The following is a 21,661-nucleotide window of genomic DNA, read 5'->3' as shown; positions in this document are numbered from 1 at the left end:
CACGTTAGCGGGTGGGTCGGACGGCGGGGGTGCGCGTGCGCCGGTGCGGTGCCGTCGGCCGGGCGGGGGAAGATTCGGTACCTTCGTCCGACGGGGTACGACAGGGCACGACGGAGTACCGCAACGCACCGCCCCGGAGGGGAACGTGGGGATCGAGAGCGACCAGGTCGTCTTCGAGTATCTGAGCCGCGTCGGCGACGTGGCCCAGCAGCGGCAGCTGCCGTCCGCCACCCGGATGCGGCTGGTCTCGGAGCTGCGCAACGAGATCGACCGGCACCGGGCCAAGACCACCGTGGACAGCCCCGCCGCGGTCCGCCGCATCCTGGACCGGCTTGGCGACCCCGACGACATCGTCACCGCGGCGGGCGGTGCGAGCGGCGTAGGGCAGCAGGCGGCACCGTCGCCCGCCGCCGTGCCCGAGCAGCGCGACACCGGCCCCCGCGACGCCGGGCGGCGCAAGGGCCGGCGGAGCCCCGCGCCGGAAACCCCGGCCGCGCGTCCCGCCGCCTCCCCGCCCCACCTGGCGAGCGCCCGGGAACTGGGGGACGTCGGCGACGGGCAGCCGGACTGGTGGCGCGTCGACGACGGCCCCTTCGCCGGCGGGGGGCTCGGCGACAGCGTGCCCGGGTTCGTCGGCGGCGTCGAGATCCCGGAGCTGCTGAGGAAGCCGCCGGGCGCGGTCGACGAGGCGGGGAAGACGGAGCCCGCCGTACCGGAGGCCCCCGTGGAGGAGGCCGAGGAGCCGACCGCCGGGGCCGTCGGGCAGCGGGAGTCCCGCCGCCTGCCCCGCCTGTGGCCCGAGGGCGGCTGGAACAACCCGCTCCTGCTGCTCGCCGCGGCCCTGCTGACCGTCGGCGCCGTGCTCGGCAGCCTGGTCCCCCTCGGCCTGGGCTGGCTGATCGCCTACCTCTCCCGCCGGCTCACCCCGGCCCAGTCGAAGTGGGCCGTTCTCGGCCTGCCCGGCACGGTCGCCGCCGCGGGTGTCGTCTGGCTGTGGGGCCGCACCGAGGGCCGCTGGGGCGACCCGGTCGCCGAGGGCCACCTGAACGACGCGGTCGCCGAGACCTGGCCCTGGGTCCTGCGCACCGCCGCCGTGGCCACCGCCCTCTACCTCCTGTGGCGGTCCCGGCGCCCCCGCGGCTGACCGCGAGCGTGCCGCCCGCGCCGCGACGCAGGGCAAAGCAGGGCACGGGGCGAGGTGGCCGTTCTCCCGGGGGCTGCCCCGGTACGCGGACGCCGGACCGGGGCCGGAGCGCACTCGTTCCACGGCGCGCGGCCGATTCGCCCCCGGCCGCACCCGGGCGCCCGCAAGCAGGCGTAGAGCGCCCGGCACAATGGGAGCCATGGCCTCCACCACCCGCCCCGCGCCCACCGTCGGTTTCGACCTCGACATGACGCTGATCGACTCACGGCCCGGCATCCGCGCCTGCTACCTCGAGCTGAGCGCCCGCACGGGGACGTACGTGGACGCCGACCTGGCCGTCACCCGGCTCGGGCCGCCGCTGGCCGAGGAGCTGGCGAACTGGTTCCCGGCCGAGGAGATAGCGGCCGTCGCCGACCTGTACCGGGAGATCTACCCGGCGTACGCGATCGAGCCCACGCTCGCGCTGCCCGGCGCCCGCGAGGCGGTGGCCGCCGTGCGCGGGGCCGGCGGGCGCGCGGTCGTCGTCACCGCCAAGTACGAGCCGAACGCGAAGCTGCACCTGGCGCACCTCGGCATCGAGCCGGACGCCGTGATCGGCGGCCTGTGGGCCGAGCAGAAGGCCGTGGCGCTGCGCGAGCACGACGCGGACGTCTACGTCGGCGACCACGTCGGCGACGTCCGCGGGGCCCGCGCCGCCGGGGCCCGCTCCGTGGCCGTGGCCAGCGGGCCGTGCGACGCCGGGGAACTGCGCGCGGCGGGCGCCGACGTGGTCCTCACCGACCTCACCGCGTTCCCGGAGTGGCTCGCGACCTACCGGGACGGCGAGGGCGACGCCGAGGGGCTCGACGCGGCCCGCGCCTGACGCCGCCCGGCGGCGACCGACCGGAGCACCCCGGCACCGGCGACCAGGAAGCCCACCCCCATCAGCATGCTCAGCCCGAACATGTAGGTGGGGAAGGGCGTCGTGTCCAGCAGCAGCGGGGCCACCGTGACCAGAGTGGCCAGGGCGCCGACGAAGAAGACGATCGCACCGGCACGGATCAGCCGGTCGCCGGGCGCGGCGGAATTCGTTTGGGTTTGTTCACGCACCCGACCAGGGTAGTTCCCAGGCCTGGAGAACAGCCGGGGGACGTCTTGTCACCCGTCTGAACACCATTAGCCTTGGTACCGGCGGGTCCGGACGACCCGCCCAAGTGCTATCAAGAGCCGTTTCCGAGCATGTTTCCGAGCAGTTTTCCCGACGAGTACGAGGACGAGGACAGACGTGCCTACCGGCAAGGTCAAGTGGTTCAACAGCGAGAAGGGCTTCGGCTTTCTCTCCCGCGACGACGGCGGTGACGTCTTCGTCCATTCCTCGGTCCTCCCTGCCGGAGTCGAGAGCCTGAAGCCGGGACAGCGCGTCGAGTTCGGTGTCGTCGCCGGGCAGCGGGGCGACCAGGCACTGTCGCTCGCCCTGCTCGACCCGGCCCCCTCGGTCGCGGCCGCGCAGCGCAAGAAGCCGGACGAGCTGGCTTCCATCGTGCAGGACCTGACGACCCTCCTGGAGAACATCACGCCGATGCTGGAGCGCGGCCGCTACCCCGAGAAGACGGCCGGCAAGAAGATCGCCGGGCTGCTCCGCGCGGTCGCGGACCAGCTCGACGTCTGATCTCCGCGCCCCGGCCGTCCTACGGGAACGCCAGCGCGTCCGGGCCGAGGGCCGGTACGAGTCCCTCGGCCGCCGCGCGGGTCAGCAGGCCCCGGATCGCCGCGTAGCCGTCCTCGCCGAGGTCGGCGGTGAACTCGTTGACGTACAGCCCGATGTGCTGGTCGGCGACGGCCGGGTCCATCTCCTGCGCGTGCTCCATGACGTACGGCCGGGACGCCTCCGGGTCGTCCCAGGCCGCGCGGACGGAGCCGCGTACGGCGTCGGCGAGGCGGTTCAGCGTCCGGGCGCCCAGTGACCGCTTCGCGATGATCGCGCCGAGCGGGATCGGCAGCCCGGTGGTGTGCTCCCAGTGCTCGCCCATGTCGGCGAGCTTGTGCAGCCCGTAGTTCTGGTACGTGAAGCGGGCCTCGTGGATCACCAGTCCCGCGTCGACCTTCCCGTCCCGCACGGCCGGCATGATCTCGTGGAACGGCATGACGACGATCTCGCCGACCCCGCCGGGCACCGTGTCCGCCGCCCAGAGGCGGAAGAGCAGGTAGGCGGTGGAGGTCTCGCTGGGGACGGCGACGGTGCGGCCGCGCAGGTCGGCGTCCGCCTCCCGGGTGAGCACCAGCGGGCCGCAGCCCCGGCCCAGCGCGCCGCCGCAGGGCAGCAGGGCCCAGTCGTCGAGGACGTAGGGCAGCACGGCGTACGACACCTTGAGCACGTCCAGCTCGCCGCGCTCGGCCATGCCGTTGGTGATGTCGATGTCCGCGAAGGTCACGTCGAGGGCCGGGGCGCCGGGGACGCGGCCGTGGGCGAGGGCGTCGAAGACGAAGGTGTCGTTCGGGCAGGGGGAGTACGCGATCTGCAGGGTGTCAGCGCTCATGCGGTTTCCAACTCTCGAGGACGGGTGCGAGCTTCCCGACGGCGTCCGTCAGGGCCGCGAGCGCCTCGCCGATGCGCCAGGCGGCGCGGTCGCGCGGTCCGACCGGATTGGAGACCGCGCGCAGTTCCAGCACCGGAACGCCGTGCGCGGCGGCGGCCTCGGCGACGCCGAAGCCCTCCATCGCCTCGGCCAGGGCGTCCGGGTGGCGCTCGCGCAGCAGCGCGGCGCGGGCCGCGGTGCCGGTGACGGTGGACCCGGTCAGTACGGTGCCGGACCGGGCCCCGGTCGCCTCGGCGGCGGCGCGGACCAGAGCGGCCGGCGGCCGGTGGGTGACGGTGCCGAAGCCGAGGTCGGTGACCGGCAGGAAGCCGTCGGCGGTCTCGGCGCCCAGGTCGGCGGCGGTGATCGCGTCGGCGACGACCAGTGAGCCGACGGGCGCCCCGGGCGCGAAGCCGCCGCCGATACCGGCCGAGACGACCAGGTCGTAGGGCCTGCCGTCGAGGGCGGCGGCGGTCAGGGCGGCGGCCGTGGAGGCGGCGGCGCGGGCCGGGCCCACCCCGGCGGCCAGCAGGTCCCAGCCGTCCGGCAGCCGGTGGAGGGTGATCCCTGGGCGGGACACCTCGGTGCCCGGCGCCGGGAACGCCCGAGCCACCGCGTCCCGTTCGACGGGGACCGCGGTGGCCACGAGGAGGTGCACGGAGGACGTGGGCGGTCAGTCCTTCTTCAGCTCGAAGACCCACACACCGGTGATGTTCTGGCTGTCGTCCTTGCCGTCCCGGACCGCGACGGCGACGTTCGTCGAGTTGCCCTGGGCGCCGTACTGGGCGTTGAAGAACACGCTGCCCGGGACGGTGCGGTAGGTCTTGTCGCTGTCCTCGACGAGCTGCTGACCGTTCATCAGGATCGTCCAGTGCTTGTCGGCGAGGTCCGGGTCGACGCCGAACCGCACGGTCTCGTCCTGGTCGACGGTGATGGACTTCGCGTCCTTGTCCTTCAGGCACTTGTTGATCTCGTCGGGGGAAAGGTTCTTGCCCTCTCCGCCGCAGGTGGCCTCGGAGCTGACCGAGTCACTGCCGACCGTGATCGTCGCGATCGGGGTCGGCTCGTCACAGGCCGACAGCAGGAGAAGTCCGGCGGACACGGCGCCGACAGCGGCGACGGCGCGGCGGCGTCGCACAACGCGGTGTCCGATAGCGGCGGTGCCGCGGGGCAACGTGGTCATGGCGGAAGGCTATACGGCGCCTGAGCCCCGCCCCCCACCTGGGTACGGCGTGGCGTGGTCACGCCACTCTCGGCCGAGTCCGTCCCCCGTGCCGCGCCGAGTCGAGCAGCCCGCGTACGGTCGTCAGCCACCCGGCGGCGATGATCGCGGCGGCCACCGACAGGCCCAGCGTGCCGTTGAGCGGCAGCACGATGCCGACCGCGCCGCCGAACACCCAGGAGACCTGGAGCAGCGTCTCCGAGCGCGCGAACGCCGACGTGCGCACCAGTTCCGGCACGTCCCGCTGGATCAGCGCGTCCAGGGACAGCTTGGCCAGCGCCTGCGCGAACCCGGCGACCGCCGCCAGACACGCCACCAGGAAGGCGCTGAAGAACACCGCGGCGACCACCGCCGTGCCCAGCACGATCACCACCACCGTCACGATGATCACCTCCGGCGCCCGGGACCGCAGCCACGCCCCGACGGCCGTGCCCAGCGCGTTGCCCGCACCGGCCGCGACGCCCACGATCCCCAGCGACACCGCCGCGCTCTGGCCGGTCATCGGGTGCACCCGCAGCAGGAACGCCAGGAAGAAGATCAGGAAGCCGGTCAGGCAGCGGATGGCGGCGTTGGCGGCCAGCGCGTGGGTCACCGCCGGGCCCACCGTGCGCAGGCCGGGCCGCTTGCCCCGCCCCCGCAGCGGTCCCGGCAGGTGGTCCTCGTCCGCGGCGAGCAGCGCCCGGTCCTCGCCGCGCGCCGAGTCCACCTTCCGCGGCAGCGTGAACGACAGCACGGTGCCCGCGACGAAGATCACGAAGGCGCCGTACAGCGGCCAGCGCGGCCCCACCTGCTGGAGGGCCGCACCGATCGGCGCGGCCGCACCGGTGGCCAGCAGCCCGCACAGCGTGACCCGCGAGTTCGCCTTCACCAGCGAGACCCGGGGCGGCAGCAGCCGCGGCACCACGGCGCTCCTGACCACGCCGTACGCCTTCGAGGCGACCAGTACGCCGAGCGCGGCCGGGTACAGCTCGATGCCGCCGGTGACGACCGCGCCGGACAGCACCAGCGCGAGCACCGCGCGGGCGCCCATCGCGGTCGCCATCGCCGCGCGGCGGCCGTGCGGCAGCCGGTCCAGGAGCGGGCCGATCACCGGCGCGAGGAGCGTGAACGGCGCCATGGTGATGGCGAGGTACAGCGCGACGCGCCCGCGTGCCTCGTCGGTGGGGACGGAGAAGAACACGGTGGAGGCGAGCGCGACGGTGATCATCACGTCGCCGGCGCCGTTCACCCCGTGCAGCTCGATCAGCTTGCCGAGGCCCGACTCGCCCGCGCCGTGCGCGTGCGTCGCCCGCCGGATGCCGCGCGCCGTACCGGTCACCGGCAGGCGCAGGACGCGGCCGACCGCACGGAACCGGGAGCCGGGACCGCGCCACCGGCTCCCGCGCTTGAACTCCGTCCGTGCGGCTGCCACCCCGTCATAGTGCCCCGTCAGCGGCGGCTGTAGCGTCGATACGGCACGGATGGCGGTGATCGAGTCGGGCGCGACCCGCCCGGGAACGCGTGGCCGTACCCCGCCGAAATCCCCGTCGGTGTAGGCCCAGGGCACATGAGCAGGTAGCGTGCGTAGCGCGCCGTGGCGAACGTTCTCGGCCGCGCGCCGTACGGCCATCCCGCAGAATGGATGACGTAGGTGCGCCCGAGCGCGATCGGGCGCGGACGTCGACGCGGTCCACAGGTCCGCTCCGTCCGCCCCTCGCACACAGCGGCGCACTCGTGAGACGGCGTATGGAGAGAAGCGATACCTGTGAGCGCAGCGACAACGCGAAGCCGCACCCCTGACCGCCTGTGCGCCGAGGCCGTCGACCTCGCCCGGGCCGCGGCCGAGGAGGCCGCCGCCCCAGGCGTCGTCGGCGAGCACGAGGGCCTGGTGTCGGAGGGCGACCGGGTCGTCACCCACTACTTCGCCTGCAAGGAGCTGGGCTACCGGGGCTGGCGCTGGGCCGTGACGGTGGCCCGCGCCTCCCGCGCCAAGATCGTCACGGTGGACGAGGCGGTGCTGCTGCCCGGCCCCGACGCGCTCCTCGCCCCCGAGTGGGTGCCGTGGAGCGAGCGGCTGCGCCCCGGCGACATGGGCCCCGGCGACCTGCTGCCCACCGACGCGGAGGATCTGCGCCTGGAGCCCGGCTGGACCGGCGAGGACGAGCCGCCGCCGAACTCCGTCGTCTCGCACGAGATGGCCGACCTGGTCGAGGCCGAGGACGCCGAGGTGACCGCCGGGCCGCCCGCCGAGCTGTCGACCGTCCCGGCCCGCGGCACGATCTCGGCGGTCGCCGAGGAGCTGGGCCTGCGCCGCACCCGGGTGCTGTCCCGGTACGGCCTGCACGTCGCCGCCGACCGCTGGGAGGAGGGCTACGGCCCGAAGACCGCGATGGCCCAGGCGGCCCCCGCCTCCTGCGTCAGCTGCGGCTTCCTCGCCCGGATCGGCGGCTCGCTCGGGCAGGCCTTCGGTGTGTGCGCCAACGAGTTCTCCCCGGCCGACGGGCACGTCGTGTCGCTGGCCTACGGGTGCGGCGGGCACTCCGAGGCCGCGGTGATGCCGAAGCCGCCGCGGGTGGCTCCACCGGTGATCGACGAGACCCGGGTGGACCCGTTCCCGCTGCGGCCGGCCGCGGACTCCGGTTCGGTGCCGGTGGCCGAGGACGTGGCCTCGGCGGAGCTGGGGCACTCGTAGTCCGGGTGCGTTCCCGGGTGCGGGTGCGTGGTGGCTCGCGCCCCCGGGGGCTGCGCCCCCGGACCCCCTTCGGCCTTGACGGCCTCGTCCTCGAACGCCGGACGGCCTGGATGGTGCCGGCCGGGGGCACACGGCATCGGACGGGCTGAGTGGGCGGTACCTTCGTGGTCCGTCGATGAGGAGAGTCACCGTGAGCATGTTCGTACGGCCTGCCGCCGAAGGTGCCGATCCGTTCGGTACGGCACGGCTGCGACGCGGGGTGCTGGACGCCTGGGCGACGAGCCCCGCCCGGTTCCGTGAGGACGCCAACGCGGAGGAGGACCTCGTCCTCGGCGGCTACCGCGACCGGCTGGTCGTCGAACTCGCGCAGAACGCCGCCGACGCCGCCGCACGGGCCGGCGTGCCCGGCCGGCTCCGGCTCACCCTGCGCGACGGCGTCCTCGTCGCCGCCAACACCGGCGCCCCGCTCGACGCGACCGGCGTCGAGTCGCTGTCCACCCTGCGCGCCTCCGCCAAGCGGGACGCGGTGGACGGCTCGGTCGGCCGGTTCGGGGTCGGCTTCGCCGCCGTCCTGGCCGTGACCGACGAGCCCGCCGTCGTCGGCCGGCACGGCGGGGTGCGCTGGTCCCTGGCCGAGGCCCGCGACCTGGCCGCCGACACCGCCCGGCACAGCCCCGGCCTGGGTGACGAGATCCGGCGGCGCGACGGGCACGTACCGCTGCTGCGGCTGCCGTTCCCGGCCGAGGGCACCGCCCCCGGCCCCTACGACACGGCGGTCATCCTGCCGCTGCGCGACACGGCCGCAGCCGACCTCGCCGAACGCCTCCTGCACGGCGTGGACGACGCCCTGCTGCTCGCCCTGCCGGGCCTGGCGGAGGTCGTGATCGAGGCGGGCGACGAGGTGCGCACCCTCTCCCGCCGCGCCGAGGACGCCCTGACCGTCGTCGAGGACTCCCGGCAGGGCGTCACCCGCTGGCGCACCGCCGCCGCGCACGGACCCCTCACCCCCGACCTCCTCGCCGACCGGCCGGTGGAGGAACGGCTGCGCCCGCACTGGTCCGTTACCTGGGCGGTGCCCGTCGACGCCGACGGCACTCCCGCCCGCCCCCGCACCAGTCCGGTGGTCCACGCGCCTACCCCGAGTGACGAGCCGCTCGGCGTGCCCGCCCTGCTCATCGCGTCCTTCCCGCTGGACGCCACCCGACGGCACACCGCGCCGGGGCCGCTGACCGACTTCCTGACCGAACGGGCCGCCGACGCCTACGCCGGGCTGCTCGCCGACTGGCGGCCGGTCACCGCCGGCCTCATCGACCTGGTGCCGGGCGCCCTCGGCCGGGGCGAACTGGACGGCGCGCTGCGGCAGGCGATCCTCGACCGGCTGCCGCGTACGTCGTTCCTGCCGCCCGCCGTCCCCTCCGGGGGCCAGGACGCGGAGGACGACCTTCCGGAGTCCCTGCGGCCGCGCGATGCCGAGGTGGTGGAGGGCGCGGGCGCCGACACCGTGCGGGTGCTGGCCGAGGTGCTGCCGACCCTGCTGCCCGCCGGTCTGGAACGCCGCGCCGAACTGCGCACCCTGGGCGTGGCCCGGGTGCCGCTGACCGACGCGGTCGACCGGCTGGCGGGCCTGGAGAAGGCGCCGGGCTGGTGGCGCAGCCTCTACGACAGCCTCGCCGGGGTCGACCCCGACCGGCTGTCCGGGCTGCCGGTGCCGCTGGCCGACGGCCGGACGACCATCGGTCCCCGGCAGGTGCTGCTGCCCTCCCCGGAGGCCGCCTCCCTCGACCCGGAGGTCCTCACCCGTCTCGGCCTCAAGGTCGCCCACCCCGACGCAGCGCACCCGCTCCTGGAGAAGCTCGGCGCCCTCCCCGCCACCCCGCGCGCCGTCCTCACCACCCCGCAGGTCCGGGCCGCCGTCGCCGCCTCCCTGGACGACGAGGGCGGCGTCAACTGGGAGGAGGACTCCCTCGACGCCGAGGAACTGGCCGACACCGTGCTCGGCCTGGTCCGCGACGCCGGACTCGACGCCGGGGACGAGCCCTGGCTGGGCGCCCTCGCGCTGCCCGACGAGGACGGCGAACTCTCCCCGGCGGGCGAACTCGTCTTCCCCGGCGGCCCGTTCGCCCGGGTCATGCGGGAGGACGAACTCGCCGCCGTGGACGCGGAACTCGCCGAGAAGTGGGGGCCGGACCCGCTGGCCGCCTGCGGCGTGCTCGTCACCTTCGCCCTGGTCCGCGCCACCGACGTCGTCCTGGACCCCGACGAACTGGAGCCCCGCGAAGGAGACTTCGCCGAGCCCGACGACGCGGGACTCCTCGACGCCGTGGACGTGTGGAGCGAGGACGTCCTCGACCGCTTCCCGGACACCCCCGTCCCGCCGGTCGCCACCGAGATCGTCGCCGTGCGCGACCTCGACCTCGTGGACGACGACCACTGGCCCGAGGCCCTCGCCCTGCTGTCCCGGCCGCCGCTGCGCGACGCGCTGGTCCAGCCCGTGCGCGTCCTGCTGCCCGACGGCACCCACGAGGTCGTACGGCCCTACACCGCGTGGTGGCTGCGCGGGCACCCGGTGCTCGGCGGACGCCGCCCGGCCGGCCTGCGCGCGGCGGGCGGCGACCCGCTGCTGCGGGGCCTGTACGACGAGGCCGACGCGACCGGCTTCGAGGACGAGCAGGTACTGCGGGCCCTCGGCGTCCGCACCTCGGTCGCCGCGCTCCTCGACGAGCCCGGCGGCGCGGCCGAACTCCTGGACCGCCTCGCCGACCCGGACCGCCCGGTCACGGCCGCCCAGCTGCACGCCCTGTACGGCGCGCTGGCCGAACTGGACCCCGAGCAGGTCACCCTGCCGGACGAGGTGCGGGCCGTGGTCGACGGCGAGGTGCGCGTGGTGGACGCCGCCGACGCCGTCGTGGTCGACTCGCCCGACCTGCTGCCCTTCACCTCCGGCGTACCGCTGCTGCCGGTCCGGCCGGCCCGCGCCGCCGAGCTGGCGGAGCTGTTCCAGGTGCGGCGGCTGAGCGAGTCGGTCATCGGCCGCGTCGACTCCGAGGGCACCGAGCACGACGTACCGGAGCCGGTACGGGTGCTGCTCGGGGCGCGGACCCCGGCGTCGTACGTGGAGCACGGGGAACTGCTCGTCGACGGCGTGGAGATCGACTGGCGTCTCACCGAGGACGGCACGCTCCACGCGGCGACACTGGAGGGCGTGGCCGCCGGCCTCGCCTGGTCGGCGGGCCAGTGGCCCCGCCGCTTCGAGGTGGCGGCACTGCTGGAGGACGAGTCGAGGACGGACGAGCTGGCAAGGGACCGCTGGTTCGACTAGGGGAGGTGCAACGCGCCCCAAAGGGGCGCGGGGAACTGCGCGACCAGCCACAACGGCGCAGCAGTATCGGCAACGAATCCGCAACCGTCACACCGGAAACCGCCGATCCACCCACCTCCAGGTGAACTCCAGAACGCCGGCCCCAACAACCGCAATGCCGACGGCAGTCCACGGCATCGTCACCCCCACCAGCTTCAGCGCGAAGAAGTCCTGCAGCCACGGCACCGCCAGCACCACCACGAAGCTCAGCCCCATCGCCGCCACCAGCAGCACCCGCCACCACGTGTACGGCCGGGCGATGATCGCCAGCACCCACATCGAGATCAGGAACAGCGTCAGCGTCGCCGCGCTGGTCTCCGCGTCCAGCGCGCCGGGGCCGGTGTAGTGCTGCCGGGCGACGAGGTACGTCACGAAGGTCGCCGCCCCCGCCACCACCCCGCCCGGGATCGCGTACCGCATCACGCGCCGGACGAAGTGGGGCCTGGCCCGCTCCTTGTTCGGGGCGAGCGCCAGGAAGAAGGCCGGGACGCCGATGGTGAGCGTCGAGAGCAGGGTGAGGTGGCGGGGCAGGAACGGGTACTCCACCTGCGAGCAGACCACCAGGATCGCGAGCAGCACCGAGTACACGGTCTTGACCAGGAACAGGGTCGCCACGCGCGTGATGTTGCCGATCACGCGGCGGCCCTCGGCCACCACCGACGGCAGCGTGGCGAAGCTGTTGTTGAGCAGCACGATCTGCGCGACCGCCCGGGTCGCCTCCGAGCCGGAGCCCATCGCCACGCCGATGTCGGCGTCCTTGAGCGCGAGGACGTCGTTGACGCCGTCGCCGGTCATCGCGACCGTGTGGCCGCGTGACTGGAGGGCGCCCACCATGTCCCGCTTCTGCTGCGGGGTGACCCGCCCGAACACCGTGCCCTCGTCCAGGGCGCCCGCCATCTCCTCCCGCTCGGCGGGCAGCCGGCGCGCGTCGACGGTGGCTCCGGACAGCCCGAGCTTGGCGGCGACCGCGCCGACGGAGACCGCGTTGTCGCCGGAGATGACCTTGGCGCGCACGTCCTGGTCGGCGAAGTAGCGCAGGGTGTCGGCGGCGTCCGGGCGCAGCCGCTGCTCCAGGACCACCAGGGCGGTGGGCTCGACGCCCTCGGCGACCTCGGGGTCGTCCAGGTCGCGGGCGGCGCGGGCGAGCAGCAGTACGCGCAGGCCCTGTTCGTTGAGCCGGCCGGTCTCGGCGAGCGCCGGGTCGTCCTCGGGCAGCAGCACGTCCGGGGCGCCCAGCAGCCACGTCCTGGCGGCGCCGTCGCCCTCGTCGAAGGTGGCGCCGCTGTACTTGCGGGCGGAGGAGAAGGGCAGCGACCGCGTGTTCCGCCACGCGCCGGCGGACCCGTCGTCCGGGTAGGTGTCGATGATCGCCTGGAGGGAGGCGTTGGGGCGCGGGTCGGACGCGCCGAGGGCGCCGAGCACGGCGCGGACGTGACGCTCGTCGGCGCCGCCGAGGACGCGCAGGTCGGTGACGTCCATGCCGCCCTCGGTGAGGGTGCCGGTCTTGTCCAGGCAGACGGTGTCGACGCGGGCCAGGCCCTCGATGGCGGGCAGCTCCTGGACGAGGCACTGCTTGCGGCCGAGCCGGACGACGCCGATCGCGAAGGCGACGGAGGTGAGCAGGACCAGGCCCTCGGGGACCATGGGCACGATGCCGCCGACGGTGCGCGCGATCGAGTCGTCCAGCTCGTTGTCCTTGGCGAGCAGCTGGCTGAGGATCAGGCCGATCGCGGTCGGCACCATCATCCAGGTGACGTACTTGAGGATCGTGGAGATGCCGGAGCGCAGCTCGGACTGGACCAGCGTGAAGCGGGAGGCCTCCTCGGCGAGCTGCGCCGCGTACGCCTCGCGGCCGACCTTGGTGGCCCGGAAGGCGCCGCCGCCCGCGACCACGAAGCTGCCCGACATGACCTGGTCGCCCGGTTGTTTGACCACGGGGTCGGCCTCGCCGGTCAGCAGGGACTCGTCGATCTCCAGCCCGTCGGCCTCGACGCACACCCCGTCGACCACGGCCTTGTCGCCGGGGCCGATCTCGATGACGTCGTCCAGCACGATCTCGGACGTGCTGATCTCGGCGGGCTTCCCGTCCCGGCGCACCGTCGGGCGGACCTCGCCGATCAGGGCCAGGGAGTCGAGGGTCTTCTTCGCCCGCCACTCCTGGATGATGCCGATGCCGGTGTTGGCGAGGATCACGAAGCCGAACAGGCTGTCCTGGATCGGCGCGACGAACAGCATGATCACCCAGAGCACGCCGATGATCGCGTTGAACCGGGTGAAGACGTTGGCGCGGACGATGTCGGCCAGGGAGCGGCTGCTGCGCACCGGCACGTCGTTGACCTGGCCGCGGGCGATCCGCTCGGCGACCCCGGCCGCCGTGAGCCCGGTCGCGGGCGATGGGGCGGCAACGGCGTGCGCGGGATGCTCCGGGTCGAGTCTGTCCGCGTCGAGATGCGTCATGGATCCGACGGTACGTGCGGATTTACGGCTCCACCCATCGAGTGCGGCGAAGATCCGACCTGGGTACGAGACGGGCGGGCGCGGTGTGCTGCCCTGGTACTAGTTCTCGGCCCTGGCCGCCGTGTCCCGCCTGATCGCGGCGTCGCGCCCCCGGACGTACCAGATGCCGATCAGGCCGAGACCCGCGCCCGCCAGGCAGGTCCACACCCACCAGGTGTGCCCGTGGTCGTCGAACCAGCCGTAGAAGGGCAGCTGCACCAGGAAGAGGACGAACCAGAGGATGGTGCCGCCGACGATGGTCGGAACCACGGGGCCCTCCAGGGGCTCCGGCGCCTCGTGCGTGGGTGTCCACTTCGTCATGCGTACAGCTTACGAGGAGCGTGCGAACGGGTTGACGGCGCGGCGCCACCCGGTGATTCCGCGGGTCTACGCGCGGAGATAGCGATCACGGGCTCATACGTTCATACTGAACCCGTTTGTCTCTGACCACTTTCATTCGTAGAAAACGCCAATAGGAACACCGACAAGGCCGTGGGGGAACCTGTTGGTGATGAGGTCCCCGCATGTCCACCTCGGCCTCCGCCAAGGTCCCCCCGTCCCCCGAGTCGCCGGAAGACCGGCGGCCCCCGCAGAACGGCCTCGACCGCTACTTCAAGATCTCCGAGCGCGGCAGCACCCTGCCCCGTGAGATCCGCGGCGGCTTCGCCACCTTCTTCGCGATGGCCTACATCATCGTGCTGAACCCGATCATCCTGGGCAGCGCGAAGGACATGTACGGCCACCAGCTCGACAACGGTCAGCTGGTCACCGCGACCGCGCTGACGGCGGCGTTCACCACGCTCCTGATGGGCGTCATCGGCAACGTGCCGATCGCGCTCGCCGCCGGTCTCGGCGTGAACTCCGTCGTCGCGCTCCAGCTCGCCCCGCGGATGTCCTGGCCGGACGCCATGGGCATGGTGGTGCTGGCCGGTTTCGTCGTCATGCTGCTGGTCGCCACCGGGCTGCGCGAGCGCGTGATGAACGCCGTGCCCTACAGCCTGCGCAAGGCCATCGCGATCGGCATCGGCCTGTTCATCATGATCATCGGGCTCGTCGACTCCGGCTTCATCACCCGGATGCCGGACGCCGCCCAGACCACGGTCCCGATCCAGCTGGGCACCGGCGGGCACCTCACCGGCTGGCCGGTCCTGGTCTTCGTCCTCGGCGTGCTGCTGACCCTCGCGCTGATCGTCCGGAAGACGCCGGGCGCCATCCTCATCTCGATCGTGGTGATGACCGGCGTCGCGTTGATCATCAACGCCGTCGCCGACATCCCCTCCTGGGGCCTGACCACGCCCGAGTGGCCCGGCAACCCCGTCGCCACGCCCGACTTCGGGCTGGTCGGCGAGGTCAGTCTGTTCGGCGGGTTCGAGAAGGTCGGCGTCCTGACCGGCGTGCTGTTCGTCTTCACCGTGCTGCTCTCGTGCTTCTTCGACGCGATGGGCACGATCATGGGCATCAGCGACGAGGCGAAGCTGACCGACGGCGAGGGCCAGATGCCGGGCATCAACAAGGTCCTGTTCGTCGACGGCGTCGCGGTCGCCGTGGGCGGTGCCAGCTCCGCCTCCGCCACCACCTGCTTCGTGGAGTCCACGGCGGGCGTCGGCGAGGGCGCGCGCACCGGCTTCGCCAACATCGTCACGGGCACGCTGTTCGCCCTGGCGCTGTTCCTCACTCCGATCGCCACCATGGTCCCGTCGCAGGCGGCGACCCCGGCGCTGATCGCGGTGGGCTTCCTGATCCTGGCCGGTTCGATCAAGGAGATCGACTGGTCGGACTTCACGGTCGCGATCCCGGCCTTCGTGACCATGCTGATGATGCCGTTCACCTACTCGATCACCAACGGCATCGGCATGGGCTTCATCACCTTCTCGGTGCTGCGCCTGGCGACCGGCCGGGGCCGCGAGGTGCCGGTGGCGATGCACGTGGTGTCGGCGGTCTTCGCCTTCTACTACCTGATGCCGGCCCTGGGCCTGACCTGATCCCCGGGGGGCCGGACCGGGCCTCCCGGCTCACGGCACCCCGTAGAACCGTTCCGTCTCCTCCACGGCGGACTGGAACCGTTCGTCGAAGTCATCTCGAATGAGCGTCCGGACGACATAGTCCTGGACGCTCATTCCTCTTTTGGCCGCATGGTCCCGGAGCCGGTCGAGCAGCTCCCCGTCTATCCGCAGGCTGAGCACGCTGGTCCCCATGAGCACGAGGGTCGCCCCGGTCGGCCGGGTGATGCCTCCATTTCCGGACACGACTCACTCGTACGGGTGAACTGCGGGTTTCAGTGGCGGGTGTCACGGGCACTGGGGCGGAAGTGCGTTGGTATTTCGCCAGACTAATGAGTTACGCTAAGGAACATGCCGGACCTCAAGCATGGCGACGACGCCGCCGCCGTGAACTCCCTGCGCTCCGCCGTGATGCGGCTGTCCCGTCGGCTCAAGCACCAGCGGGTCGACGAGTCGCTCAGCCCCACCGAGATGTCGGTACTGGGCACCCTGTCGAACTGCGGCAGCGCGACCCCGGGCGAGCTGGCCCGCAAGGAACACGTCCAGCCGCCCTCGATGACCCGCATCGTGGCGCTGCTCGAGGCCAAGGGCCTGGTCAGGCTGGAGCCGCACCCCGAGGACCGGCGCCAGAAGGTCGTGACGCAGACCGAGCAGGCCGTGGTGATGCTCGAGGAGAGCCGCCGCAAGCGGAACGCGTTCCTGGCCACGCTGGTCGAGGGCCTCGACGAGGACGAGTGGGCGAAACTGCGCGCCGCCGCCCCCGTGCTGGAGAAGCTCGCCCACAAGTAAGCAGTTCTCGCGAGGAGGCGAACCCTTTTGAGTACGGGATCCGGAGCAGCTTCCGCCCCCGCACCTGACGGCCACGACAACCCGACCAACCCCGACGGTCCGACGGGCCCCGCCGCCCCTCGCAGGACGTCGATGTTCGCCTCCCTGAAGGTCAGGAACTACCGCCTGTTCTTCATGGGCCAGGTCGTCTCCAACATCGGCACCTGGATGCAGCGCATCGCCCAGGACTGGCTGGTGCTCAGCCTCACCGGCTCCTCGGCCGCCGTCGGCATCACCACCGCCCTGCAGTTCCTGCCGATGCTGCTCTTCGGCCTCTACGGCGGCGTCCTCGTCGACCGCCTGCCCAAGCGGCCCACGCTGCTGGTCACCCAGACCGCGATGGCCCTGACCGCGCTCGCCCTCGCCGCCCTCACCCTGAGCGGACACGTCCAGGTCTGGCACGTCTACGTCGCCGCCTTCGCGATGGGCCTGGCCACCGTCATGGACAACCCGGCCCGCCAGACCTTCGTCTCCGAGCTGGTCGGCCGCGACCAGCTGCAGAACGCGGTCAGCATGAACTCGGCCAACTTCCAGTCGGCCCGCCTGGTCGGCCCCGCCGTCGCCGGTCTGATGATCACCGGCGTGGGCACCGGCTGGGCCTTCCTCGCCAACGGCCTGTCCTTCGTCGCGCCGCTCACCTGCCTGCTGCTGATGCGCGCCCGCGAACTGCACGCCGGACGCCCCACCCCGCGTGGCAAGGGCCAGCTCCGCGAGGGCCTGCGCTACGTCGCCGGCCGCCCCGAGCTGATCTGGACGATCACCCTGGTCGGGTTCATCGGCACCTTCGGCTTCAACTTCCCGGTCTTCCTGTCCGCCTTCGCCGACGACGTCTTCGACGCGGGCGCGGGGGCGTACAGCCTCTTCAACACCCTCATGGCCGTCGGCTCGCTGGCCGGCGCCCTGCTCGCCGCCCGGCGCGGCACCGCCCGGCTGCGCGTCCTGATCGCGGCGGCGCTCGGCTTCGGCGCCCTGGAGATCGTGGCCTCGACGGCGCCCGAGCTGTGGCTCTTCGCGCTGCTCATGGTCCCCATCGGCGTCTTCAGCATGACGGTCAACGTCACCGCCAACACCAGCATCCAGATGTCGACCGACCCGGCCATGCGGGGCCGCGTGATGGCCCTGTACATGATGGTCTTCCTCGGCGGCTCCCCCGTCGGCGCCCCGATCGTCGGCTGGGTCACCGACACCTACGGTGCCCGGGTCGGCTTCGCCGCGGGCGGCGCGGTGGCCGCCACCGCCGCCCTCGTCATCGGCCTGGTCCTGGCCCGGGTCGGGAACCTGCGCCTGTCGGTCGGCTGGCACCGCGGCCACCCGCAGGTCCGGTTCGTGCCGCGCGAACGGCAGGAAGCCCTGGCACCGGCGGCGTAGGGGTGGGAAACCCGGGGTCCGGGCGGCGGGGCTCTGCCAGGCTGGCCCCATGAGACTGTTCGCCGCCGTACTGCCGCCCGAGGACGTCACCGCCGCCCTCGCCGCGGAGGTGGCCGTGCTGCGGGGGCTGCCCGGCGCCGACGGGCTGCGCTGGACCGGCCGTCCGGGCTGGCACCTCACCCTCGCCTTCTACGGCGAGGTCGACGACGACGTCGTACCCGACCTGTCGGCCCGCCTGGAGCGCGCGGCCCACCGCACCGCGCCCTTCGAACTGGCGCTGCGCGGCGGCGGCCAGTTCGGCCGCGGCCGGGCGCTGTGGGTGGGGGCGGAGGGCGGCCTGGCGACCCTGCGGCTGCTGGTCAGCCGCGCCGAGGCCGCGGGGCGCAGGGCGGGCGTCGGGACCGGCGAGCACCGCCGCTACCGGGCCCACCTGACCCTGGCCCGCAGCAGACAGGCGTTCGACGTCCGCCCCTACGTCGAGGCGCTCTCCGGCTTCACCGGCCCCACCTGGACCGTGACCGACCTGGCGCTGGTCCGCAGCAACCTGCCGGAGTCGGGCGTGCCGGGCGAGCTGCCCCGTTACGAGGCGGTCGCCCGCAGCCCGCTCGGCTCCTCCGGTTAGGCTCGGAGCGTGGACCCGAAGACCCGAAACCGGATCATGGCCGGTGTGCTCGTGCTGATGCTCGTGGTGGTGGCGCTGGCGGCGGCCCTCGGCTGACCGGCCCGTGCGGCGGCCGCCGCCCCGCTCACCACCCCGCCCCGCTACCAGGCGGAGGCCTGCGGGCTACCAGGCGAAGGCCTCCGGAGCGGGCCCCGGGCCCGGGAAGACCTCGTCGAGCCCGGCCAGCAGCTCCTGCGACAGCTCCAGCTCCACGGCCCGCAGTGCCGACGCGAGCTGCTCGGCGGTGCGCGGGCCCACGATGGGGCCGGTCACGCCGGGCCTGGTCAGCAGCCATGCCAGCGCGGCCTCGCCCGGCTCGACGCCGTGCTTGTCGAGCAGGTCCTCGTACGCCTGGATCTGCGCCCGCTTCGCCGGGTCGGCCAGGGCGTCGGCCGCCCGTCCGGAGGCCCGGCGACCGCCCTGGACCTCCTTCTTGATGACCCCGCCGAGCAGCCCGCCGTGCAGCGGCGACCACGGGATGACGCCGAGGCCGTACTCCTGCGCGGCCGGGATCACCTCCATCTCGGCGCGGCGCTCGGCCAGGTTGTACAGGCACTGCTCGCTGACCAGGCCGATGGTCCCGCCGCGCCGGGCGGCGGTCTCGTTGGCCTGCGCGATCTTGTACCCGGGGAAGTTCGAGGACCCCGCGTACAGCACCTTGCCCTGCTGGACCAGCGCGTCGATGGCCTGCCAGATCTCGTCGAAACCGGTGGCGCGGTCGATGTGGTGGAACTGGTACAGGTCGATGTGGTCCGTCCGCAGCCGCTTGAGGCTGGCGTCGACCGCACGCCGGATGTTCACGGCGGACAGCTTGTCGTGGTTGGGCCACGCCTCGCCGTCGGCGCCCATGTTGCCGTACACCTTGGTGGCGATGACGGTCTTGTCGCGCCGGTCGCCGCCCTGGGCGAACCAGTTGCCGATGATCTCCTCGGTGCGGCCCTTGTTCTCGCCCCAGCCGTACACGTTGGCGGTGTCGAAGAAGTTGATGCCGGCGTCCAGCGCCGCGTCCATGATCGCGTGACTGTCGGCCTCGTCGGTCTGCGGACCGAAGTTCATGGTGCCGAGGACGAGCCGGCTGACCTTGAGTCCCGTGCGTCCGAGCTGCGTGTACTCCATGGTCCCCAAGCCAACGACTTGGAGTGCGCTCCAGGCAAGCGGGGGCGCTCAGTCGCGGGGGAAGTCCGCTGTCTCGAGAGTGAGGCCGAGGTGGGTGTTTGTCATGTCTACGACTCCGCCGTACTCGATGGAGGTGTCGGTCACGTAGATGCCGTCCTTGGGCTCGGTGAACAAGCGGCACCTGCGTGCATAGGGGTCAGCGATGAGATAGACCGGTACCTCCGCGAGGGCATAGGCGGTCTTCTTGGCTTCGTAGTCGTTCCGCGCCGTGCCTCTGGAAATGACTTCGGCGACGAACTCGACATCCTCGTAACGCCACTTGCCGTTGTCGTCCTTCTTCGCCCCACTTTTGATCTTGGCGACGTCCGGACAGAATCCGTTCTCGTAGCCGGGGAAGTCGATGCGGACGTCCGAGAAGATTCTCGCCTGCCGCCGTCCGAAGTGATCTTCCAGAGCCCAGAGGATCTCGAGGATGGTCTGCCAGTGGATGTCCCGCTGTGGTGCCATGTAGACAACCCCCCCGACGATCTCGACCTTGTAACCCTCGGGGACGGGCATCCTCTCGAGTCGCTCGAACATCTCGTCGAGTCGACGCGTGTTGTCGCTCTCGGCCATCGCGGTCCTGTCGTCAAGGACGGTCATCGTGGCGCTCCTCCCCGGCTGACTCAACGACGAGTACAGCCGCGCGGTACAACGATACGCACGGCGACCTGGACACGGGAGGACGCGCATATGCCAGAGCGGGACCGGGACCGCACCGATCACCTCGTCGCCCTCGTCCGGCGTCACCTCGACCAGGACGGCGACGTGCTCGGCGTCTACGCGCACGGCTCGGCCACCCTCGGCGGGCTGCGACCGTACAGCGACCTCGATCTCCTCGTCGTCCTGGGGCGCCCGACCACGTACGGGCAACGCGAGCGGCTCACCGGGGAGTTGCTCGGCGTGTCCGGTGGTGGGGGGCGCCCCGTCGAGCTGATCGCCGTCGTGCGGGACGACGTCCGGCCCTGGCGGTATCCGCCCCGCCGGGAGTACCTGTACGGCGAGTGGCTGCGCGACTCCTACGAGCGCGGCGCCGTCCCGGAGCCGGAGGACGACCCCGACCTGGCTCCGCTGCTGACGATGGTGCTGCGCGCCGACGCCCCGCTCTACGGCCCGCCGCCCGCGGCCCTGCTCGACCCCGTGCCGCACGGCGACCTGCGGCGGGCGATCGCCGCCGGGGTGCCGGAGCTGCTGACCGGGCTGGAGTCGGACACGCGCAACGTGCTGCTCACCCTCGCCCGCGTCTGGAGCACGCTCGTCACCGGGGACATCCGGTCGAAGGACGCGGCGGCGGACTGGGCCCTGGGGCGGCTGCCCGCCTCGTACCGGCCGCCGCTCGCCCACGCGCGCGCCGTCTACCTCGGGCAGGGGACGGAGAACTGGAGCGGCCGGGCCGTGCGGTCCTGTGCCGGCCGGCTGGTCCGGGAGATCCGGGCGGCCTACGGGGACGAAGGGCCGGGGGAGTAGGGGCCGCCGAGCCCCCACTCCTCGTCCATCGCCGTCGCGAAGGCCTCCGCGATCCGGTGCTCGCCGCTCTCGTTGGGGTGCGTGCCGTCGTAGGTGTCGGTGTGGAAGTCGTACCCGGGCGGCGGCGGGACGAGCAGCAGCGGGGAGCCCTCGGCGTCGAGGTCGGCGACGGTCTTCACGAGGAGTTCGTTGAAGTGGGCGACCTGCTCGGCGAAGGTCTCGTCGGCGTCCACCCGGATGTTGTGCAGCACCGGCATCACCGCCACGCGCACGCGCGGGTTCGCCGAGCGCGCGTTCGCCACGAAGGCGCGCACGTTGGCGGCGGTCTGCTCGGCGTTGGTGTAGAAGCCGAGGTCGATGAGGCCCAGCGAGACCAGGAGCACGTCCGCGCGGCAGGACCGTACCGTCTCCGCGATCAGCGGGGTCATGTGGTGCCAGCCCTCGCCCCAGCCGGCCAGGTGGGCGCGGGGGAAGCCGGGTTCGGCGTAGGCGCACGAGGTGGGGGCGTCCGTCACCCGGTCATGGAGGGTCTCGCGCGGGCCGACGAAGGTGAAGGGGCGGCCGCAGGAGTCGCGCAGGTGCTGCCACAGCCGGTAGCGCCACGTGTGTTCGCCTGCGCTCCCGATCGTCATGGAGTCGCCGACGAACATGAACCTGAGCATCCGCTCATCATGGACGATCGGCCTGGTCGACGCGATGTGAGCCCGACCACGCAGGGTGACCGAGGGGGTGACCG

At 72.9% G+C, this 21,661-nt stretch carries 21 protein-coding genes; 10 read left to right on the top strand and 11 right to left on the bottom strand.

Annotated features, from left to right (window positions below; translation table 11 throughout):
- Nucleotides 1–43: 43 nt before the first annotated feature.
- A complete protein-coding gene (locus tag Sru02f_RS36005; RefSeq protein WP_109035337.1) occupies nucleotides 44–1,144 on the top strand; it encodes a ribonuclease H family protein in 1,101 nt (366 codons plus the stop codon).
- Nucleotides 1,145–1,343: 199 nt separating this feature from the next.
- Complete coding sequence (locus tag Sru02f_RS36000) at nucleotides 1,344–2,006, top strand: HAD family hydrolase (RefSeq protein ID WP_109035339.1); 663 nt, start codon at nucleotides 1,344–1,346, stop codon at nucleotides 2,004–2,006.
- Here the strand turns inward: Sru02f_RS36000 and Sru02f_RS35995 are convergent.
- Nucleotides 1,955–2,233 carry a hypothetical protein gene (locus Sru02f_RS35995; RefSeq protein WP_109035341.1) on the bottom strand — a complete coding sequence of 93 codons (279 nt, stop codon included), beginning with the start codon at nucleotides 2,231–2,233 and terminating at the stop codon, nucleotides 1,955–1,957. The two genes, Sru02f_RS36000 and Sru02f_RS35995, sit on opposite strands and share 52 nt — an antisense overlap.
- Nucleotides 2,234–2,408: 175 nt before the next feature.
- Between Sru02f_RS35995 and Sru02f_RS35990 the strand changes: the two genes are divergently transcribed.
- The gene (locus Sru02f_RS35990) at nucleotides 2,409–2,792 is read left to right on the top strand and encodes a cold-shock protein (RefSeq protein WP_003974650.1); all 384 of its coding nucleotides are present in this window, start codon (nucleotides 2,409–2,411) and stop codon (nucleotides 2,790–2,792) included.
- Between the two features lie 19 nt (nucleotides 2,793–2,811).
- On the opposite strand, the gene Sru02f_RS35985 is transcribed toward Sru02f_RS35990, so the two are convergent.
- Genes Sru02f_RS35985 through Sru02f_RS35970 form a run of 4 tightly spaced genes read right to left on the bottom strand, consistent with a single transcriptional unit; the run spans nucleotide 2,812 to nucleotide 6,332 of the window.
- Nucleotides 2,812–3,660, bottom strand: a complete 849-nt coding sequence (locus Sru02f_RS35985) for a 1,4-dihydroxy-6-naphthoate synthase (RefSeq protein WP_109035343.1) — start codon at nucleotides 3,658–3,660, stop codon at nucleotides 2,812–2,814.
- The gene (locus Sru02f_RS35980) at nucleotides 3,650–4,345 is read right to left on the bottom strand and encodes a futalosine hydrolase (RefSeq protein WP_373103680.1); all 696 of its coding nucleotides are present in this window, start codon (nucleotides 4,343–4,345) and stop codon (nucleotides 3,650–3,652) included. Before Sru02f_RS35980 ends, Sru02f_RS35985 begins: the two co-directional genes overlap by 11 nt.
- A 27-nt stretch (nucleotides 4,346–4,372) precedes the next feature.
- Nucleotides 4,373–4,882, bottom strand: a complete 510-nt coding sequence (locus Sru02f_RS35975) for a DUF2771 domain-containing protein (RefSeq protein WP_203698010.1) — start codon at nucleotides 4,880–4,882, stop codon at nucleotides 4,373–4,375.
- 58 nt (nucleotides 4,883–4,940) lie between these two features.
- Entirely contained in the window at nucleotides 4,941–6,332 is a 1,392-nt protein-coding gene (locus Sru02f_RS35970; protein ID WP_109035349.1) for an MFS transporter, read from the bottom strand.
- A gap of 333 nt (nucleotides 6,333–6,665) precedes the next feature.
- Between Sru02f_RS35970 and Sru02f_RS35965 the strand changes: the two genes are divergently transcribed.
- On the top strand, nucleotides 6,666–7,592 hold the full coding sequence (locus tag Sru02f_RS35965) for a DUF3027 domain-containing protein (protein ID WP_109035351.1): 927 nt from the start codon (nucleotides 6,666–6,668) through the stop codon (nucleotides 7,590–7,592).
- Between the two features lie 190 nt (nucleotides 7,593–7,782).
- Nucleotides 7,783–10,911, top strand: a complete 3,129-nt coding sequence (locus tag Sru02f_RS35960) for a sacsin N-terminal ATP-binding-like domain-containing protein (RefSeq protein WP_109035353.1) — start codon at nucleotides 7,783–7,785, stop codon at nucleotides 10,909–10,911.
- An 87-nt stretch (nucleotides 10,912–10,998) separates the two neighbouring features.
- Here the strand turns inward: Sru02f_RS35960 and Sru02f_RS35955 are convergent, their stop codons facing one another.
- Nucleotides 10,999–13,407, bottom strand: coding sequence for an HAD-IC family P-type ATPase (locus Sru02f_RS35955; RefSeq protein WP_109035355.1), 2,409 nt, complete (start codon nucleotides 13,405–13,407; stop codon nucleotides 10,999–11,001).
- A 99-nt stretch (nucleotides 13,408–13,506) separates the two neighbouring features.
- Entirely contained in the window at nucleotides 13,507–13,767 is a 261-nt protein-coding gene (locus Sru02f_RS35950) for a DUF2530 domain-containing protein (RefSeq protein WP_109035357.1), read from the bottom strand.
- A gap of 203 nt (nucleotides 13,768–13,970) precedes the next feature.
- On the opposite strand from Sru02f_RS35950, the gene Sru02f_RS35945 reads away from it, so the two are divergent.
- Nucleotides 13,971–15,428, top strand: coding sequence for an NCS2 family permease (locus Sru02f_RS35945; protein WP_109035359.1), 1,458 nt, complete (start codon nucleotides 13,971–13,973; stop codon nucleotides 15,426–15,428).
- A gap of 30 nt (nucleotides 15,429–15,458) precedes the next feature.
- On the opposite strand, the gene Sru02f_RS35940 is transcribed toward Sru02f_RS35945, so the two are convergent.
- A complete protein-coding gene (locus Sru02f_RS35940) occupies nucleotides 15,459–15,647 on the bottom strand; it encodes a hypothetical protein (protein ID WP_003974640.1) in 189 nt (62 codons plus the stop codon).
- A gap of 150 nt (nucleotides 15,648–15,797) precedes the next feature.
- Here Sru02f_RS35940 and Sru02f_RS35935 point away from each other — a divergent pair, with 150 nt between their 5' ends.
- From Sru02f_RS35935 to thpR, 3 genes are read left to right on the top strand one after another with little or no spacing between them, the layout of a single operon-like run.
- Nucleotides 15,798–16,235, top strand: a complete 438-nt coding sequence (locus Sru02f_RS35935) for a MarR family winged helix-turn-helix transcriptional regulator (RefSeq protein ID WP_003974639.1) — start codon at nucleotides 15,798–15,800, stop codon at nucleotides 16,233–16,235.
- A 27-nt stretch (nucleotides 16,236–16,262) separates the two neighbouring features.
- Nucleotides 16,263–17,642, top strand: a complete 1,380-nt coding sequence (locus Sru02f_RS35930) for an MFS transporter (RefSeq protein WP_109035361.1) — start codon at nucleotides 16,263–16,265, stop codon at nucleotides 17,640–17,642.
- A gap of 49 nt (nucleotides 17,643–17,691) precedes the next feature.
- A complete protein-coding gene (thpR, locus tag Sru02f_RS35925; RefSeq protein ID WP_373103679.1) occupies nucleotides 17,692–18,264 on the top strand; it encodes an RNA 2',3'-cyclic phosphodiesterase in 573 nt (190 codons plus the stop codon).
- 162 nt (nucleotides 18,265–18,426) lie between these two features.
- Here the strand turns inward: thpR and Sru02f_RS35920 are convergent, their stop codons facing one another.
- Both Sru02f_RS35920 and Sru02f_RS35915 read right to left on the bottom strand, forming a co-directional pair.
- Nucleotides 18,427–19,419, bottom strand: a complete 993-nt coding sequence (locus tag Sru02f_RS35920) for an aldo/keto reductase (protein WP_109035365.1) — start codon at nucleotides 19,417–19,419, stop codon at nucleotides 18,427–18,429.
- Between the two features lie 48 nt (nucleotides 19,420–19,467).
- Entirely contained in the window at nucleotides 19,468–20,061 is a 594-nt protein-coding gene (locus Sru02f_RS35915) for a Uma2 family endonuclease (RefSeq protein ID WP_167469789.1), read from the bottom strand.
- Nucleotides 20,062–20,151: 90 nt separating this feature from the next.
- Here Sru02f_RS35915 and Sru02f_RS35910 point away from each other — a divergent pair, with 90 nt between their 5' ends.
- Nucleotides 20,152–20,925, top strand: a complete 774-nt coding sequence (locus Sru02f_RS35910) for an aminoglycoside adenylyltransferase family protein (protein WP_109035369.1) — start codon at nucleotides 20,152–20,154, stop codon at nucleotides 20,923–20,925.
- Here the strand turns inward: Sru02f_RS35910 and Sru02f_RS35905 are convergent.
- Complete coding sequence (locus Sru02f_RS35905; RefSeq protein ID WP_109035371.1) at nucleotides 20,898–21,587, bottom strand: GDSL-type esterase/lipase family protein; 690 nt, start codon at nucleotides 21,585–21,587, stop codon at nucleotides 20,898–20,900. The two genes, Sru02f_RS35910 and Sru02f_RS35905, sit on opposite strands and share 28 nt — an antisense overlap.
- Nucleotides 21,588–21,661: the final 74 nt, after the last annotated feature.

Source organism: Streptomyces rubrogriseus (genome assembly GCF_027947575.1).
Classification (GTDB): Bacteria; Actinomycetota; Actinomycetes; order Streptomycetales; family Streptomycetaceae; genus Streptomyces; species Streptomyces rubrogriseus.
This window is presented reverse-complemented; position numbering and strand designations above follow the sequence as displayed.

What these genes read in the sequence shown, in the direction of transcription:
- Sru02f_RS35920 (WP_109035365.1), bottom strand. Translation starts at nt 19,419, where the DNA reads ATGGAGTACACGCAGCTCGGACGCACGGGACTCAAGGTCAGCCGGCTC.
- Sru02f_RS35905 (WP_109035371.1), bottom strand. Translation starts at nt 21,587, where the DNA reads ATGCTCAGGTTCATGTTCGTCGGCGACTCCATGACGATCGGGAGCGCA.
- thpR (WP_373103679.1), top strand. Translation starts at nt 17,692, where the DNA reads ATGAGACTGTTCGCCGCCGTACTGCCGCCCGAGGACGTCACCGCCGCC.
- Sru02f_RS35935 (WP_003974639.1), top strand. Translation starts at nt 15,798, where the DNA reads ATGCCGGACCTCAAGCATGGCGACGACGCCGCCGCCGTGAACTCCCTG.
- Sru02f_RS35945 (WP_109035359.1), top strand. Translation starts at nt 13,971, where the DNA reads ATGTCCACCTCGGCCTCCGCCAAGGTCCCCCCGTCCCCCGAGTCGCCG.
- Sru02f_RS36000 (WP_109035339.1), top strand. Translation starts at nt 1,344, where the DNA reads ATGGCCTCCACCACCCGCCCCGCGCCCACCGTCGGTTTCGACCTCGAC.
- Sru02f_RS35975 (WP_203698010.1), bottom strand. Translation starts at nt 4,882, where the DNA reads ATGACCACGTTGCCCCGCGGCACCGCCGCTATCGGACACCGCGTTGTG.
- Sru02f_RS35950 (WP_109035357.1), bottom strand. Translation starts at nt 13,767, where the DNA reads ATGACGAAGTGGACACCCACGCACGAGGCGCCGGAGCCCCTGGAGGGC.
- Sru02f_RS35955 (WP_109035355.1), bottom strand. Translation starts at nt 13,407, where the DNA reads ATGACGCATCTCGACGCGGACAGACTCGACCCGGAGCATCCCGCGCAC.
- Sru02f_RS35910 (WP_109035369.1), top strand. Translation starts at nt 20,152, where the DNA reads ATGCCAGAGCGGGACCGGGACCGCACCGATCACCTCGTCGCCCTCGTC.
- Sru02f_RS35985 (WP_109035343.1), bottom strand. Translation starts at nt 3,660, where the DNA reads ATGAGCGCTGACACCCTGCAGATCGCGTACTCCCCCTGCCCGAACGAC.
- Sru02f_RS35915 (WP_167469789.1), bottom strand. Translation starts at nt 20,061, where the DNA reads ATGACCGTCCTTGACGACAGGACCGCGATGGCCGAGAGCGACAACACG.